This is a genomic window from Fischerella thermalis PCC 7521, from assembly GCF_000317225.1.
In the GTDB taxonomy this organism is placed as follows: domain Bacteria; phylum Cyanobacteriota; class Cyanobacteriia; order Cyanobacteriales; family Nostocaceae; genus Fischerella; species Fischerella thermalis.
Genome location: NZ_AJLL01000028.1, coordinates 83,294 through 98,340, shown reverse-complemented (window position 1 = coordinate 98,340; position 15,047 = coordinate 83,294). Strand labels below are relative to the sequence as shown.

Annotated in this window: 10 protein-coding genes and 1 pseudogene; 3 read left to right on the top strand and 8 right to left on the bottom strand. The window is 41.6% G+C overall.

Annotated elements, in window-relative coordinates; translation table 11 throughout:
- Positions 1–675: 675 nt before the first annotated feature.
- Positions 676–1,131, top strand: a complete 456-nt coding sequence (locus UYK_RS0106605) for a pentapeptide repeat-containing protein (RefSeq protein WP_009458781.1) — start codon at positions 676–678, stop codon at positions 1,129–1,131.
- A 107-nt stretch (positions 1,132–1,238) separates the two neighbouring features.
- On the opposite strand, the gene UYK_RS0106600 is transcribed toward UYK_RS0106605, so the two are convergent.
- Positions 1,239–2,633 carry an ammonium transporter gene (locus UYK_RS0106600; protein ID WP_016871130.1) on the bottom strand — a complete coding sequence of 465 codons (1,395 nt, stop codon included), beginning with the start codon at positions 2,631–2,633 and terminating at the stop codon, positions 1,239–1,241.
- Between the two features lie 388 nt (positions 2,634–3,021).
- Between UYK_RS0106600 and UYK_RS0106595 the strand changes: the two genes are divergently transcribed.
- Complete coding sequence (locus UYK_RS0106595) at positions 3,022–4,551, top strand: autotransporter outer membrane beta-barrel domain-containing protein (protein WP_016871129.1); 1,530 nt, start codon at positions 3,022–3,024, stop codon at positions 4,549–4,551.
- Between the two features lie 29 nt (positions 4,552–4,580).
- Positions 4,581–5,585 (top strand): POTRA domain-containing protein, encoded by a 1,005-nt coding sequence (locus UYK_RS0106590; protein ID WP_235182307.1) that lies wholly within the window; start codon positions 4,581–4,583, stop codon positions 5,583–5,585.
- A 207-nt stretch (positions 5,586–5,792) separates the two neighbouring features.
- On the opposite strand, the gene UYK_RS0106585 is transcribed toward UYK_RS0106590, so the two are convergent.
- The 7 genes and pseudogenes from UYK_RS0106585 to rfbC all read right to left on the bottom strand — a co-directional run bounded on the left by UYK_RS0106585 (position 5,793) and on the right by rfbC (position 14,951).
- Positions 5,793–7,133, bottom strand: coding sequence for a TldD/PmbA family protein (locus UYK_RS0106585; RefSeq protein ID WP_009458776.1), 1,341 nt, complete (start codon positions 7,131–7,133; stop codon positions 5,793–5,795).
- Between the two features lie 107 nt (positions 7,134–7,240).
- Positions 7,241–8,713: a TldD/PmbA family protein gene (locus tag UYK_RS0106580; protein WP_009458774.1), complete on the bottom strand. Its 1,473-nt coding sequence runs from the start codon at positions 8,711–8,713 to the stop codon at positions 7,241–7,243.
- 112 nt (positions 8,714–8,825) lie between these two features.
- Positions 8,826–9,551, bottom strand: a pseudogene (locus UYK_RS0106570) (Uma2 family endonuclease).
- Positions 9,552–9,691: 140 nt separating this feature from the next.
- Complete coding sequence (locus tag UYK_RS0106565; protein ID WP_009458768.1) at positions 9,692–11,314, bottom strand: GUN4 domain-containing protein; 1,623 nt, start codon at positions 11,312–11,314, stop codon at positions 9,692–9,694.
- A gap of 343 nt (positions 11,315–11,657) precedes the next feature.
- Complete coding sequence (locus UYK_RS0106560) at positions 11,658–13,394, bottom strand: carbamoyltransferase family protein (protein ID WP_009458767.1); 1,737 nt, start codon at positions 13,392–13,394, stop codon at positions 11,658–11,660.
- Between the two features lie 103 nt (positions 13,395–13,497).
- The gene (gene rfbD / locus UYK_RS0106555) at positions 13,498–14,409 is read right to left on the bottom strand and encodes a dTDP-4-dehydrorhamnose reductase (RefSeq protein WP_009458765.1); all 912 of its coding nucleotides are present in this window, start codon (positions 14,407–14,409) and stop codon (positions 13,498–13,500) included.
- On the bottom strand, positions 14,406–14,951 hold the full coding sequence (gene rfbC / locus UYK_RS0106550; protein WP_009458763.1) for a dTDP-4-dehydrorhamnose 3,5-epimerase: 546 nt from the start codon (positions 14,949–14,951) through the stop codon (positions 14,406–14,408). The genes rfbD and rfbC overlap by 4 nt, the downstream gene beginning before the upstream one ends.
- Between the last annotated feature and the right edge of the window lie 96 nt (positions 14,952–15,047).

Genomic DNA, 15,047 nt, shown 5'->3' with positions numbered 1-15,047 from the left:
TGTAAGTCCTAGTTTATTGATAAATTATAAAATAATTGTTTTCAAAGTAAAAACCTTTGTTTTCTTAAAAAAGATTTTTTTAAGATATTAATATTTGGACATTTTAGATTTTTCAAAAAATATTAAAAAATAAGAGACTTGATTGCCAAAATATGTTAATTGAAATATATTCATTTTTTATTAGATTTTTAATACAAAATCTGAAATAAACCGAACAGCAATAATACTGAGTAGCTAAAATTAAATATCTACTGTAGTATAGATATGTTCAAGATGAATGATATTTGATGTAGCAGTATTTTGCCTACTTTCAGCAAAAATTCGGTTTTCCTCAAAATATTTTTTTTATAAATTGAAATTAATTATATGTAATTCTAGTCTATGACTAATGGAACATATAGAAAAGGAGATATGTAATTTTTCTTCTGCCAATAGCTAAGAAAACAAAGTGTGTAGAGACTCTGACAATAGGTGTTTATCAGATGCCATTGGTTAGACATATACTTATAATTGAAAATACTTTGCTATCTTATAGCACTAGTATTTTTGCACTTGCATAAATACTAGTGCGATCGCAAACAGTTTGTGAAACAAATATATTTTCGCAACTTGTTTAGTGAGATAATTAGATTGTGAGGAAAAGAGCGGAAATACGTTAATTGTAAAGGGGGAAATATGAAAACCAAAATTTTGGCTGCTCTAACTTTAGTAGCTCCCCTGTTCTTCACTGGCGCAGTTAGTGCTAATAATCCGCAGCACATACAAAAGCTGTTATCAACTGGGGAATGTCAAGGGTGTAATCTATCAGGAGCAGACCTCAGGGGCGCTCACTTAATTGGTGCTGACCTCAGAGGCGCAAATCTCCAAGGTGCTAACCTGGAAGGAGCAAATCTTGAGGGTGCTGACCTGACGGGTGCAAATTTGGCAGGTGCTAACTTAAAGTCAGCTTTTGCGACCAATGTTAATTTCAAAAATGCCAATCTCAACGGTGTCAACTTTACTAGTGCCACAATTTTAGATTCCAATGTACATGGCGCTTCAATGAATGACCTCAATATCACCAATGCTGAAATCTACAATACTGGAATAGGTATTGGTGGTGACAGTTCTGATATTCCTGATTGGGACTAAATTAGGTGTATATCCATGCACATCAGGTAAGAAAGTTTTGACCGATAATTAATGCGGCGCAAGTCTCTAAGTTCAGGCATGGGGCTTGCGCCGCGTTTGCGTTTTAATCAATACTTATTACTAACGGAAATGCGATCGCCAAATTCTTCGTTATAACCTTCTTCACCGTGTTCACTGATATCCATACCTTGCATTTCTGCTACTTCTTTCACACGTAGACCAACTGTAGCATCAATCAGCTTCAGAATGACGAAGGTTCCCACACCAGCAACAACATAGGCGATCGCAATTGCTGCTAGTTCAACTAGTAGTTCTCCTGGATTACCGTAAAGTAAACCATTTTTTCCGGCCGAGTTCACTGCCGTGGTAGCAAAAACTGCTGTCAAAATTGCACCTACCGTTCCACCCACGCCATGTACAGGATAAGTATCTAGGGCGTCATCAATTTGTATTTTGTGCTTAAAGCTAACAGCATAAAAGCAAACAAAAGTCGTAATACTGCCAATTAAAATTGCTGCAACTGGTGTGACAAAGCCAGCGGCGGGAGTAATACCTACTAAACCAGCAACTGCTCCTGTAGCTGCACCAACTGCGGTTGGTTTACCACGTAGAACTTTTTCTAAAATCAACCAAGTTAATGCTGCTGCTGCTGCCGAAGTATTAGTGTTAACAAAGGCTATTGTTGCTAAGCTACCTGAAGCAAGAGCGCTACCAGCATTAAAGCCAAACCAGCCAAACCATAACAACCCAGCACCTAACAAAATGAAGGGAACATTGTGAGGAGGGCTGAGACGATCAGGAAAGGTTTTGCGAGGGCCAAGAACGATCGCAGCCACTAGGGCAGAAACTCCAGAACTAATGTGAACAACTGTACCACCTGCAAAGTCGAGGGCGCCTAAGCCGCCTGCTAAGCCAATTAATCCACCTTTCCCCCACACCATATGGGCTAGAGGAGAATAAACGAAAGTAGACCACAGCAGTACAAATAAACTATAAGCAGTGAAACTCATTCGTTCAGCGATCGCCCCAGAGATCAACGCTGGGGTAATAATGGCAAACATGGCCTGGTAAATCATGAATGCCAAGTGTGGAATTGTTGGTGCATAAGAAACGAAATCAGCGGGATTCGACCCTTTGAGATAATCTGTGATTTCTGTGCCAACACCATTTAAACCCAGCCACTGTAAACCACCAATAAACGGATTTCCAGGCGCAAAGGCAAGGCTATAGCCCCACAAAATCCAAGTTACTCCCACAATTCCCATAAGTACGAAGCTCATCATCAACGTATTGAGAACGTTGCGAGAACGTACGAACCCACCATAAAAAAAGGCAAGTCCAGGAGTCATTAGCAATACTAAAGCTGCGGATATCAGCATAAATGCTGTATCCGCAGCAGTTTGAGCATTAGAAATTCCTGTATTCACATCAATGGGTGCAGCTAAAGCATTGCCTATAAGTGGTCCTGCTAAAAGCACTACTAGAGCGATCGCCCCAATCATCACAACTTTCTTCAACACTTGTTTTTTGTCCCTTTCCGCCAATATTTTGAGACTATCACGTACATTTATTTGAGTAATTTTTAATACGATTTTCTGTATTAAAACTGACTCAAATTTAGTAAGTTTTAAGACATTCCTCAAAATATACTTCTTTTAGTAGTTGGCAGGGCTTCAAATTTTATGCATTTATGCATTTTTTGCATAGTTTTTATATAAGACGAAAAAACTCTGACTTTTCGCTGTTTCAATACTACGATATGGCGCGTAGGTTCCTTCTTCCTCTACTCTCTAGCTTCTAGCTTGAAAATAAAACTTTGGTAAAAACGCAAAATGAGGAGTATGTGATATTCAAAATTCTTCCTTATTAACAATTAGTGTTCCAGTTGGTTTGCAATTTGGAGAAAATCCAGCAGCAATCAATGTCCAAGGTCAGGGTCATAATTTATCTGTTGAAAGTCAAATTTTCTCACCTTTCACCATTGGCGGTGATATGGGTGGAGATATTGATATTTCAGCCCAGCAGTTAACTGTTCAGGGAGGGGCTGGTATTTCCACTGCTAGCTTTACGAATGCAGCAGGTGGTAATGTCAATATGGATGTCTCAGGCTTAATGCAAGTAGACGGGTTTGCGCCTTTTTCTCCGAGCGCCCTTAGTTTTATTGGTAGTTCTACCTTTAGTTCCGGAAAGTCAGGAAATGTCAACATTTCCACTGGGCAGTTAAGGGTTCTCAATGGGGCTAGGATAGGTGCTGGTACTTTTGGAACTGGTTCTAGCGGAGATATGACAATTAATGCTACACAATCAGTAGAAGTCATCGGCAAAGAACCAAGCCAATCAGTAGGTAGCTTGATTGGTGTTTCGACTTTGAATAGCGGTAAGGGTGGCAACTTAACTATCAACACACCAAAACTGATCGTTCAAGATGGAGGCAGAGTTGATTCTTCCACTGTTGCCAGTGGTTCAGCAGGGAGTGTGACAATTAATGCCTCTGAATTTGTAGAGGTAGATGGTGTTTCCAGCTTGATCAGTGCTGGTGCAAATGTTGAAAGTGAGATTACTCGACAAATTTTTAGACTACCTCCTGTACCTAGTGGCTCTTCGGGAGACTTGATAATTAATACACCACAGTTAAAAGTCACAAACCATGGAGAAGTGACAGCTAAGAATGAGGGAACAGGTAATGCGGGCAGTGTGAAGATTAATGCTCGTTCTACCTTTTTGGATCAGGGAGGTAAGATTACGGCTGCAACCGCATCTGGTGAGGGTGGTAACATTTTCTTACAAACAGAGTCTTTAGAAATGCGCCACAGTAGCCAGATATCTGCGGAAGCAGGCGGCAGTGGTAACGGTGGTAACATAACGATTACTGGCTTCAGTCCTGCTGATTTTGTTGTGCTGCTAGAAGGTAGCAAAATTACTGCTAACGCATTTCAGGGTAGAGGAGGAAATATCAGCATTAATACACAAGCTCTGTTTGTGTGTCCAGAATGCCAGATTACTGCCAGTTCTCAGTTGGGAGTAGATGGCGAAATAGAAATACTGACACCGGATACTAGTACAAATCAAGAAGTTCTTGACTTACCACAACAGATTACTAAACCCGAAGAAGTGGTAGCACAAGTCTGTCCGGCAGAAAGAAAACAGGGACAGAGCGAGTTTATCATTACTGGGCGTGGAGGTTTACCACCCCGGCCAAGCGAACCACTCAGCAGCGAAGCATTGCTGAGTTTTGAATCTTCCCCCAGCCAAGCAACAAAAATTTCTGGTGCACAAATCACTACCAAACCCAACCAAGCCCAACAGTTACCAGCAATGGCTAGAGGTTGGTATGTTAACTCCAAAGGTACAGTCATCCTCACAGCAGCTAGCCCCACACCTATCCCCTACGGTTCTGGATTAAGTTCATTGTCATGCTAATCAAAAAGAAGTCACTGAGATCTAAACAGGTGGGGATATGGGAACGCAAAGACATAAAAATACAGGGACAAAAATTCTCTTCATCTACCACCCTTTCCCTACTTTCCCTACTTCCCCTACTACCTCTAATCCCCCTACTCTCCAATACATCTTCCGCCTGGGGACAACCAATTAATCCGGTGACACCAACACCAGAACAACCTAGTCCTACTCCCCTACCTCCTTTAGAAAAACCACTCCAGGTTCCACCGACAACACCACTAACCCCTGAGGAACTGCAAAATGTACCAGGGACAATTGTTGTGCAAAAGTATGAGTTTATTGGTAGTACAGTTTTTAGTCAACAAGAGTTAGAGCAGGCGACGGCTGATTTTGTCGGGAAGCCGATCACTTTTGCAGAACTATTGCAAGCTGCGAACCAAGTCACGCAACTTTATCTTCAACAAGGGTATATCACCTCTGGAGCCTACATTCCCAGCCAAGAGATCCAATTGGGAATCGTCAAAATTCAGGTATTGGAAGGTAGTGTAGAAGACATCAAAGTCAACATTGTCAAAGGGCGGTTGCATCCTAATTACGTCCGCGATCGCATTGCTGTTGCTGGTTATGAACCACTAAATATTAATCGCCTGCAAGAAGCACTGCAATTGTTACAACTCAACCCCCGGATTGAAAGATTAAATGCCGAACTGACTGCTGGCACTAAACCTGGTACTAATTCCCTAGAAGTAACAGTTGTCAGTGCAGACACCTTTAACACCCGTCTGATTCTAGATAATCATCGCAATCCCAGCATTGGCAGTTTTGAGCGGGGTATAGACATCTCAGAAGCCAGTCTTTTGGGATTAGGAGATGAATTTACTTTTGGTTATCGCAACACCGATGGGAGAAAAATTTTCCGCTCGCTTGGACTGGGGTATTCCCTTAATCGATATTCCCAATTCGCGGGGAGACACCTGGCAAGAAAACGGCATGTATTTTCAATTAGAATACAAACCATTTTAAAGAGAAGGCAGAGAAGTCAATCCCCATAAATTTACGAGACGTGAAGTGTAAAGCCCCCGTCATTTATGCGGGGGAGAGAGCGTGAACAGGATGAATTTATTCATCCGTGATGTGGGTCATTTATGTACATCGGTGTACATCACCTTGCACAGTGTTCGTTTCCCAAAAAATAAATTTGGTTGAGGCTTTAATTCACCTCACACATGAATTATGAATTTTTTCATAATTCATAATTTTCACTCTCCCGTAATTGAAAGTTCATCAACCCAAATTCGTGGACAAACACCTGCGGGAGTCAACTCTAGTTCTTGTTCCACAAAAATAATTGACTGGAGAACTTGCAAAAAATCACCAGCAACAGTTGCAGATTCAATACTCGTTTTTACACCCTTGTTAACAATCCAACCGTCAAAAGGTAGAGAAAAAGAACCTTGCAACGACTTTACACCTGCATGGAGAGCTTGTAAATCATCAATAAGAATGACATTCTCAGCATTTTCCAAACTAAATTCTTGTTCAGCAGGCGAGTTGCCAAAAACATGATAAAAGTTAGGGCTAACAGTAACTTTTGCCCCAATATTGGCATTACCCGTGGGTTTAGCATTCATTCTTTTGGCAGTACCAGCACTGTGTAGAAAGCCAGTTAAAACACCATTTTCAATCAAAGAAATTCGACGAGTTGGAGTTCCTTCACCATCAAAAGTTTCTGCTCCAACATTAGCAGGATGCAATGCGTCATCGTACACTGAAAGTAAAGGAGATGCTATTTGCTTACCTAGATCATCAGGAGTAGATAAACTCTGTTTATCTAGAATATTTTGGGCATTAAATAAATTAGAAAAAGCACCCAAAAGGCTTAAAAAAGCATCAGGTGAAAAAACCACTCTATACTTACCAGACTTGACCTTTTCATAGTTCAAGTGGCTGATAGTTTTCTCTGTTGTTTCTTGAATACAACCATTAACATCTAAAGTTTCTAAACTGCGGTTGATTCTAAAAGCACCAGCACTGCGGGGTTTTTTACCATCTTCTTCTGTTTTGCTGTAAAGATAAATAGAAGCCAAAGAGTGAGACTCAGTTCTCATCGCACCATCGCTATTAAGATAGAATCTATCAACATCTCTTTGGGCTAAATTGTTATAAGGTACTCCTTTGATAGCTGCATGAGCTGCTAAAACTTCTTTTTCAGCCTTGAGTAAAGTTTCTATCAACTGAAAAACTGGCGCTTGCGGTAATTTTTCATGTTTTTGAACAGCAAGATCAACAGTAGCCTCTGGACTAAAATCTGGCACATTTTCTTTAACACCAAAAAAACTAGCTTCATAAGCTGTTTTCAAAGCTAATTCTAGTCCTTTGGGGTCTACATCTGTAGTGCTGGTGACACCCATTGTATTCTCGTCATTCCAAACCCGGACGGTGACGCCAGAAAGGTTCGAGGCTTTGACTTGCTTAGGCTCACCTTGATCAACTTGCACACTAGTTGCATCTACACTTGAGCCATAGATATCGAATTTTTTAATGCCAAGTTTTTTTGCACTATCCTGGGCATAATTTGCAATTTCGCTGATATTCGGCATACTCGATTTTGATTTGATTGCTTTTATGTTTTGCTTAGTGTCTTAGCGTCTTGGTGGTTAAGAAAAAGATGTATGAACCACAAAGACACAAAGACACAAAGAATTCTTTAGCGTCCACCAACGGTAATTGAATCTACTTTGATATGGGGTTGTCCAACTGTGGTGTAAATGCTGCCACTAACTGAGCCACAAAAACCGGGTGCTAAGGATAAATCTTGAGAACACATGGAAATTCTGTTCATAATTTCCTTGGCTTCACCAATCAAAATTGCTCCTTTGAGGGGTTTGGTAATTTTGCCGTTTTCTATGAGATAAGCTTCGTCTACACCAAAGTTAAATTGACCTGTTGCGCCAACACTACCGCCACCCATTTTTTTACAATAAATGCCTTTATCAACGGAGGCAAATAAATCTTCGGTGGTGTATTCGCCGGGTGCGATGTATGTATTACGCATCCGGCTAGCAGCTGCAAAGGTGAAGTTTTGACGGCGTCCGCTACCTGTTCTGGGATGTCCGGTACGCCAGGAACCTGCTCGATCTGCTAAGAAGTTTTTGAGAATGCCTTTTTCAATTAATAATGTTTTTTGGGCTGGCATACCCTCATCGTCCATGTCAATTGTACCGAAGGCTTGTTCGGTACGCCCTTCATCTAGGGCGGTGAGGTTTTCGTGGGCAATTTTTTCGCCTTTTTTGTCGGCGAAGGGGGAGGTTTTGCGTTCAATTTGGGTGGTTTCTAGTAGGTGTCCGCAGGCTTCGTGGAAGATTACCCCACCAAAGTGGTTGGCCATGATAATGGGATAAGTGCCTGATTCTACGTAATCTGCGTAGAGCATTTTGCCTGCGGATTCAGAGATATTTTCTGCTGCTTCTTGATAATCCCAGGTTTTGAGGAAGTTGGGATCACTGGTGTTACCAGCACGTTCACCAATGGAAGCACGATGAACTCCATCTGCACACAGGAGATTAAATCCTACAGATTGGGTGAGGCGAATATCACGAGCAAAAGTGCCATCGCTAGCAGCCACTAGGACTTCTTGCCAATCTCGGAAATAGGTCGCACGGCGGGATTGGATATGACTAGCTTTGCGTTGGAGTTGGGCAGTACCATCAAGGAGGATTTCTCCCATTTCGCGGATGGAACTACATAGAGGTAGCCAGCTATCTTTTCCTCTTTTAGTAGCGTAATCTCTTAGTAGTTCGAGGTTGATTTCGGGGATGAGAGCGTTCGGTGCAGGTAGCTGCAATCCTAGAATGGAAAGTCCTTTTTCTAAGGCTGCTTTCAAACCGGCAAAAGATAAGTCATTGGTGCTGACGTAGCAATCTGCTAGTCCTTTAAAGACTCTGACTCCTGCACCAGTGGAAAGACGTGGTGTGATGCTAGTGATAGTGTCTTCTTCCGCAAGACAGCTGATGTAGTTGACACGCTCTAGGAAAAATTCGATGAAATCAGCGCCAGCAGCGCGTCCTAGTCCCAGGAGGGTAGCTAGGGGAGCTTCCCAGGTTTCATCGAATCGTTCTGGTGTGGAGGAGTATTGCAGGGTGGGGAGTTGTTGAGAGAGAAGTAGCGTATTTGTGAGCATGAATATTCTCTTTGTGCTGGCTGGTTTGGAGATTTGACTGAAATATCCTGGTGTGTTCTCAGTTTAACAAATCCGTAAATGCCACACTTGGAGATTAGGTTTGGCGATCGCCCTACAATTGATCGGGGTTAATGCCCAATTCTGGCAGTTTTGCTGCTAAACGTTCTGCTCTTTGGCGTTCTTGTTCTGCTGAGGTTGGAATCCAGTTACCGTTGACATCATACCAGCGCAGCCACAAGCGATCGATTCCTTGGTAATTACCCTGCCAAAGTCCCAAGCCTAATTCTAATGTTGGCATTCACAGACGCGGTTCTGCTAAATTTACTTCTGTGTAGCGGTCTGTTTGCAGAATAAAGGCTCTGAGTGTATCTGTGTAGCGATCGAAAACTATGTAATAGGGAACACGCAGTATCTGTTCATAAACCTGCCATTTTGTTGGTGGTTGATCTACTACCCTGAGATTCTGTCCTAAATCTTCTTTTTCTGTACCAGGGGAAAGCAATTCTACCACAACGAAGGGGTTGACTCCTTCTTGCCAAACTACGTAACTTAAACGTAGGTCTTTCCCTTCGTATAACTTGGAGACGCCAACGACTGCATACCAATCAGGTCGTTTGTACCACAGAGGATGGCGAGAGTCGTAGTAAAGATTTAAATCGCTGGTGACAAAAACTTCATCTGGAGAATAAGTTGGCGGACGAAAGGTTTCCCGTAAAAATTGCGGTTGATATATATGAAATTCGTCTGGTAAACCAGGCTCCTCTGGATCTTCGCTCTTGAGATCATACATGGTTGGTAGAACTTCTTTGGGAGGAAGAGGAGGATCTATTTGGTACATGATATGGATTTATGACCAACTAGATTTAGGTTACCTAATGACTGATTTTTTTGCTAGCCTCTGATTCAGAGCAAGGCTTATAGCCCTGGAGTTGAGATACTTTTACTAACAAATAATTCTAAATCAGAGTGTATTAATTATCAGTCACATGTCTCCATTTTAGATGCCAGAGCGGAGAATCCAACAACACAACTGAATGAACCGATCGCCCAGCCTCTCCACGGTGTTAGAAGGTGAATTACGCCTGCTGCGGGGAAGTGACCTTGAGGAGCATCTGAGGTGAAAGTTAGGTCAGAATAAAATAACCAGTTGTTATTGACGCGCCAGCCAACATGGTCACAAAATTTACACCAAATTTCATAATCATTATCACCTTGAGCGCCGACACTTTCCCAAATACCCTTTTGTACACTTAAGCCAAAGCGTTCATTGCTGTACTTTAACCACAACTGGTCTATGGTACAAAGATCAATGCAGGGAAGTTGATTGATAGATTGGATATTTAGCCAGCCTTCTTTTTCTCTATCTGCTGCCTTTAGGAGCAAAGTCAAGGTTTCTCGATCTGCTTGTTTCCATTTGCTAGCTGCTAGAAGATCCTTTAATGGCTGATAGTTTATTTCTAGTGTAGAGCAGAGATTAAGATTTTTATCTTGAATATTAGATTTATTGTTTTTAAAGTCTGGATTGAAGACTGAAATATTGTTGCGTTTGAGAAGTTTTTCTGTTGTTTTATTTACTTCCTTGTGATAATTATTAGTGTTTGTTACTTCTAATGTTGGAAGTGGTAAACTTAACCTGGTGTTTTCTTCTGGAGAAGAGGTTGGAAGTGTAATATTGGTCTGAGAATATAAAAATTCAGCCCGCAACTGAGCAACTCTTTGCATTGCTGCGATCGCATCTATATCTGGAGTAGAAGCCATAATATTTGCCTGCATCCATAGTTGCTCTGCTAGTTCCAGATTTTTGTCGGCTTCAGCCTGAAAAGCGCTGATTTTGAGTTGAGAAATATCGTCTAAGGTAGCATGTTTTGGTAGAAGAATCAGGTGTGACTTTGCTTTTGGTTCAACAACTATGTGGGGTGTCTGTCGAGGATGTTTATATTGATGAGTCAGTTGTGGCACTCGAAACCTGAGATACTGGTTCAAGCGTTCTAGTGTGGCACATTGTCCCTGATTTCCTAAAGCTTCCAGTAATGCATAGGTAAACACTCCTTGTTGTAGTGCATCAATTTCATAGGAGTATTCATCGCAACTACAGGCAAAAATGCTAATAAATCCATTTTGATGCGCTAATTGTTGAGTCTGTCGCCCAAATTTTTCCCCAAATGTTTTGTTTTGATCACGACAAGCATCAAAGATGAGAATAATATTACCAGCTCCACAACTACGTAACTTTTCAATCATGTAATTAACTGGCAAAGCAGTATTTTCTACATCTTGTGGATTACCGTCACAGAGCATGATGTAGTCTTGATTAGAGCGTTCTATGCCATGACCACTAAAGAAAAACCAAAAATTATCTCCTGGTTCCAAGCAGGGTTGCTCAAAAAAATTCTGTAAAAATTGCAACAAATTATTTCGGTAAGGGTGAGTTGAAGCCTCCAACCCTTTGGGTGAGCGATCGCAGAACAAGAAAACCTGCTCAAAACCAATTTCATTGCAGAGAAAATTCTGCATTAACTGTGCATCTTGCTTTGCATACTTGAGCGGTTCTAGGAACTCGTAGTGGTTAATACCGATTACCAATGCCCAGTTTTTTGTCATTTTTATTTGTGTACCACTTGAAATTTAGTGTAATTGCTCTTTTTTGTGTTGTTAATGGACGGGATAGTAGCTTACCCGCCAATAATAACCAAACAGGAGCATAGGTATAAAAGAGACTTTGTATAGAAAGTCTCTACACTAATTACGTTAGGTATCAGAGTTCTTCAGGACATATGCAAAAAAGTTATAGGAATCCCATTTGATTACTGAATATACTTGTGCAAGAAGGCAACAGGCACTCTTACAACAGACAACAAGGAAATTAGAGGTGTACTGATTTTTTTCAAAAATCAAATATGAGTCCTATAGATGCGATCAAGTACAAGTTATGATGCCACTCAATTTATGATTTAATATCACTGCGTTCTACATAATAAGAACCCAAGACCAAAGCATCCATGTTAGTTCTTAAAAAACATTGAATTGCTTCCGTGGGAGTCCGAACGATGGGTTCATTTTCGTTGAGAGAAGTATTGAGAACAATAGGAATACCTGTGCGTTGAGCAAAAGTATTAATTAAGTCCCAATAGAGAGGATTTGTTTGACGACTGACAGTTTGTAAACGTCCTGTACCATCAACATGAGTAACAGCAGGAATTAACTCTCTTTTTTCTGGGCGAATTTTAAAGACTTTTTCCATGAACGGTGCAGGTTCATCGAGTTCAAAATATTCACCGACTTTTTCTTCAAGAATACTGGGAGCAAAGGGACGGAACTTTTCTCGGAATTTGATTTTGAGGTTGATGATATCACGCATATCGACGCGACGTGGATCAGCAAGTAAAGAGCGGTTACCTAAAGCCCTAGCAGCAAATTCCATTCTGCCTTGGAACCAACCGACTACTTTACCTTCACACAAAAAGTCAACAACTTGGTGTAGTAGTGCTTCTCTTTCTAGGTGTTTGGGTTGCAAATCATGAGACTGTAATGCTAGCAAGCATTCTTCATCAGTAAATTCCGAACCCCAATAGGCATGATTTAAAACAAAGTTCCGGGGTTGTTTGAGCATTTGATTCCAAACAAAGAAGGCTGCTCCAATACATGTACCATTGTCAGCAGCACCCACCGGAATATATACGTTTTGAAATGGAGTATTTTGAGTAATCTTGCCATTGGCAACAGAATTCATTGCTACACCACCCGCTAAACAGAGATTTTCGCTTTTGTAGCGATCGCTCAAGCGGTTAATTAAATGAAATATGATCTCCTCGGTTACTGCTTGCAGGGATGCTGCAATGTTTTGATGCTTAGAGGTAAGTTCTAATTTAGGTTGTCGCGCCGGACCGAATAATTTTTCTAGTTCTGGGCTATGGAATGGTGCAACGCTGGGTGCGCCATTGTCCCACTTCATGGCGATACCCTGCTCATGGTGAGTGAAATAATCTAGGTTCAACTCAAAACTATCGCCTTTAGGGTAAATAATTCGCCGGAAGGCTTCTAGATATTCTGGTTCCCCGTAAGGTGCTAAACCCATAACTTTATATTCATCGCCATAGGCAGGAAAACCTAAGTAGAGAGTGATGGCATTATAAAGATAACCAATAGAATGAGGATAATAAGTACGGGAGAAATACTCCAGGCGGTTGCCTTCACCTGCCCCTGAGAGAGTACTCACAAAGTCACCCATGCCATCAATAGATAAAATAGCAGCTTTTTCAAAGGGAGAAACAAAGAAAGTACTGGCTAGGTGGGTTGTGTGATGCTCTAGTGTGTGGATAGGAGCGCTAATATCTTCTGGTTGACAGTAGCAAGCCTCTGCTAACTGTTCCTTGAGACTGGCAGATTTACTTTGTTTGCTGAATCTATCTAACAATGATGAAACAGAAGGACGTTGTTGTAGAGTAAAAAGTAGTTTGCGGTTGAGGTTGGCTTTGGGGTTGAAGGAGACAGCGACATGATCCAAATCTGCGGCGCTGATACCAGCCACTTGCAGACAATAACGAATAGATTGAGCAGGGAACCCAGCCCAGTGTTTAATGCGGGTGAAGCGTTCTTCTTCCACTACAGCAACGAGTTGACCGTTTTGGACTAGGCAAGCTGAAGCATCACCGTGATAGGCGTTAATTCCGAGAATGTTCATTTAAGTTCGACTCTTTTTATCGGTTTGTGAGAAAAGCTTGAATAAAGCACGAATACAGTCACGCAGGATAGTTAGTGGCGATCGCTTGTATGAATGCCAAATCTTAAGGAATTGAACAGTGTGATGTAAGTACTAACTCCAAGGTCTTTTGCCAGTGCGGCAAAGTGATTCCAAATGTATGAGACAATTTCTGACTATTTAACAGGGAATAAGCTGGCCTGGTTGCAGCTGTCGGATACTCAGATGAAGCGATCGCTGTCAATTTTTTCAGCTTCTGTTGGGAGCGTTGAGGATCGTGTGCAAAAATTGACTCAGCAAAGCCGTACCAGCTCGTTTGTCCACTTGCACTTAAATGATATATCCCACTCTTGCTAGCTAGAAAACTAGACACATTCCCTGAAGCCTGAGCCAGTATTTGTGCGGTAACTTCAGCAATCATTCGGCTCCAAGTAGGTGCGCCAATTTGGTCATCAACAACCCTGATTTCTTCTCGCTCCCGAGCTAGCTTCAGCATTGTCAGTAAAAAATTTTTACCTCGCCCTCCGTAAACCCAACTAGTACGTAAAACTAAATGCGGTACGTCGACCGCAGCGATCGCCTGCTCACCTGCTAGTTTTGTTTTCCCATAGATATTTTGCGGGTCGGGTTTATCTGACTCAGTATATGGCATTGCATAAGTGCCATCAAATACATAATCTGTGGAATAGTGAATGATGGCTGCACCTAATCGTTTTGCCTCCTCTGCCATGACACCAGGGGCAATACCGTTAATCGCCATTGCCAAATCTGGTTCTGATTCTGCCTTATCTACTGCTGTATAAGCAGCAGGATTGACAATCAAATCAGGTCTTACTTCTCTAATTATCTGGCGAATAGAGTCTGGCTGAGCTAGATCCATGTAGCAATTTGTGTTATTGGGGTTGCGTCCGACAGCAATTACTTCACCCAAAGTCATCAGGGTTCGCTGTAGTTCCCAACCAACCTGTCCAGTTACACCCGTCAGTAGGATTTTCATGCAAATACCTCTGACTCTTGCAATAATTTGCCTGCTTTATCTTTAGCAGAAAGAATTGCTTCCTCTTGAAGTGGCCAGGCGATCGCTAAATCAGGATCATTCCACAGGATAGTGCGTTCATGCTGCGGTGCATAGTAGTCTGTAGTCTTGTATAAAAAATCAGCATATTCAGACAGCACCACAAAACCGTGAGCAAAACCAGGTGGTATCCAAAGTTGCCGTTTATTTTCTGCTGTTAGATGAGTACCAATCCATTGGCCAAAGGTGTTGGAGCTTTTCCGCAAATCCACAGCCACATCAAATACTGAACCTGCTACAACTCTTACAAGCTTTCCCTGCGGTTGCTGAATTTGATAGTGCAAGCCACGCAAGACGTTTTTGGCAGAACGAGAATGATTGTCTTGTACGAAATGCTCAGCAATACCTGCCTTTTCTAGTAAAATCTTTTCGTTATAACTCTCATAAAAGAAACCACGCTCGTCACCAAAAACCTGTGGCTCAATCAAAAGCACATCAGGAATTTCTGTCTGGATGATTTTCATAAAAATAGCCTGATCAACTGCAAAATTTTTGGCTCTATTGGATTAGCAAATATAGTTACATCGGGATACATCCTATACCATAAAAACAACTGCTAT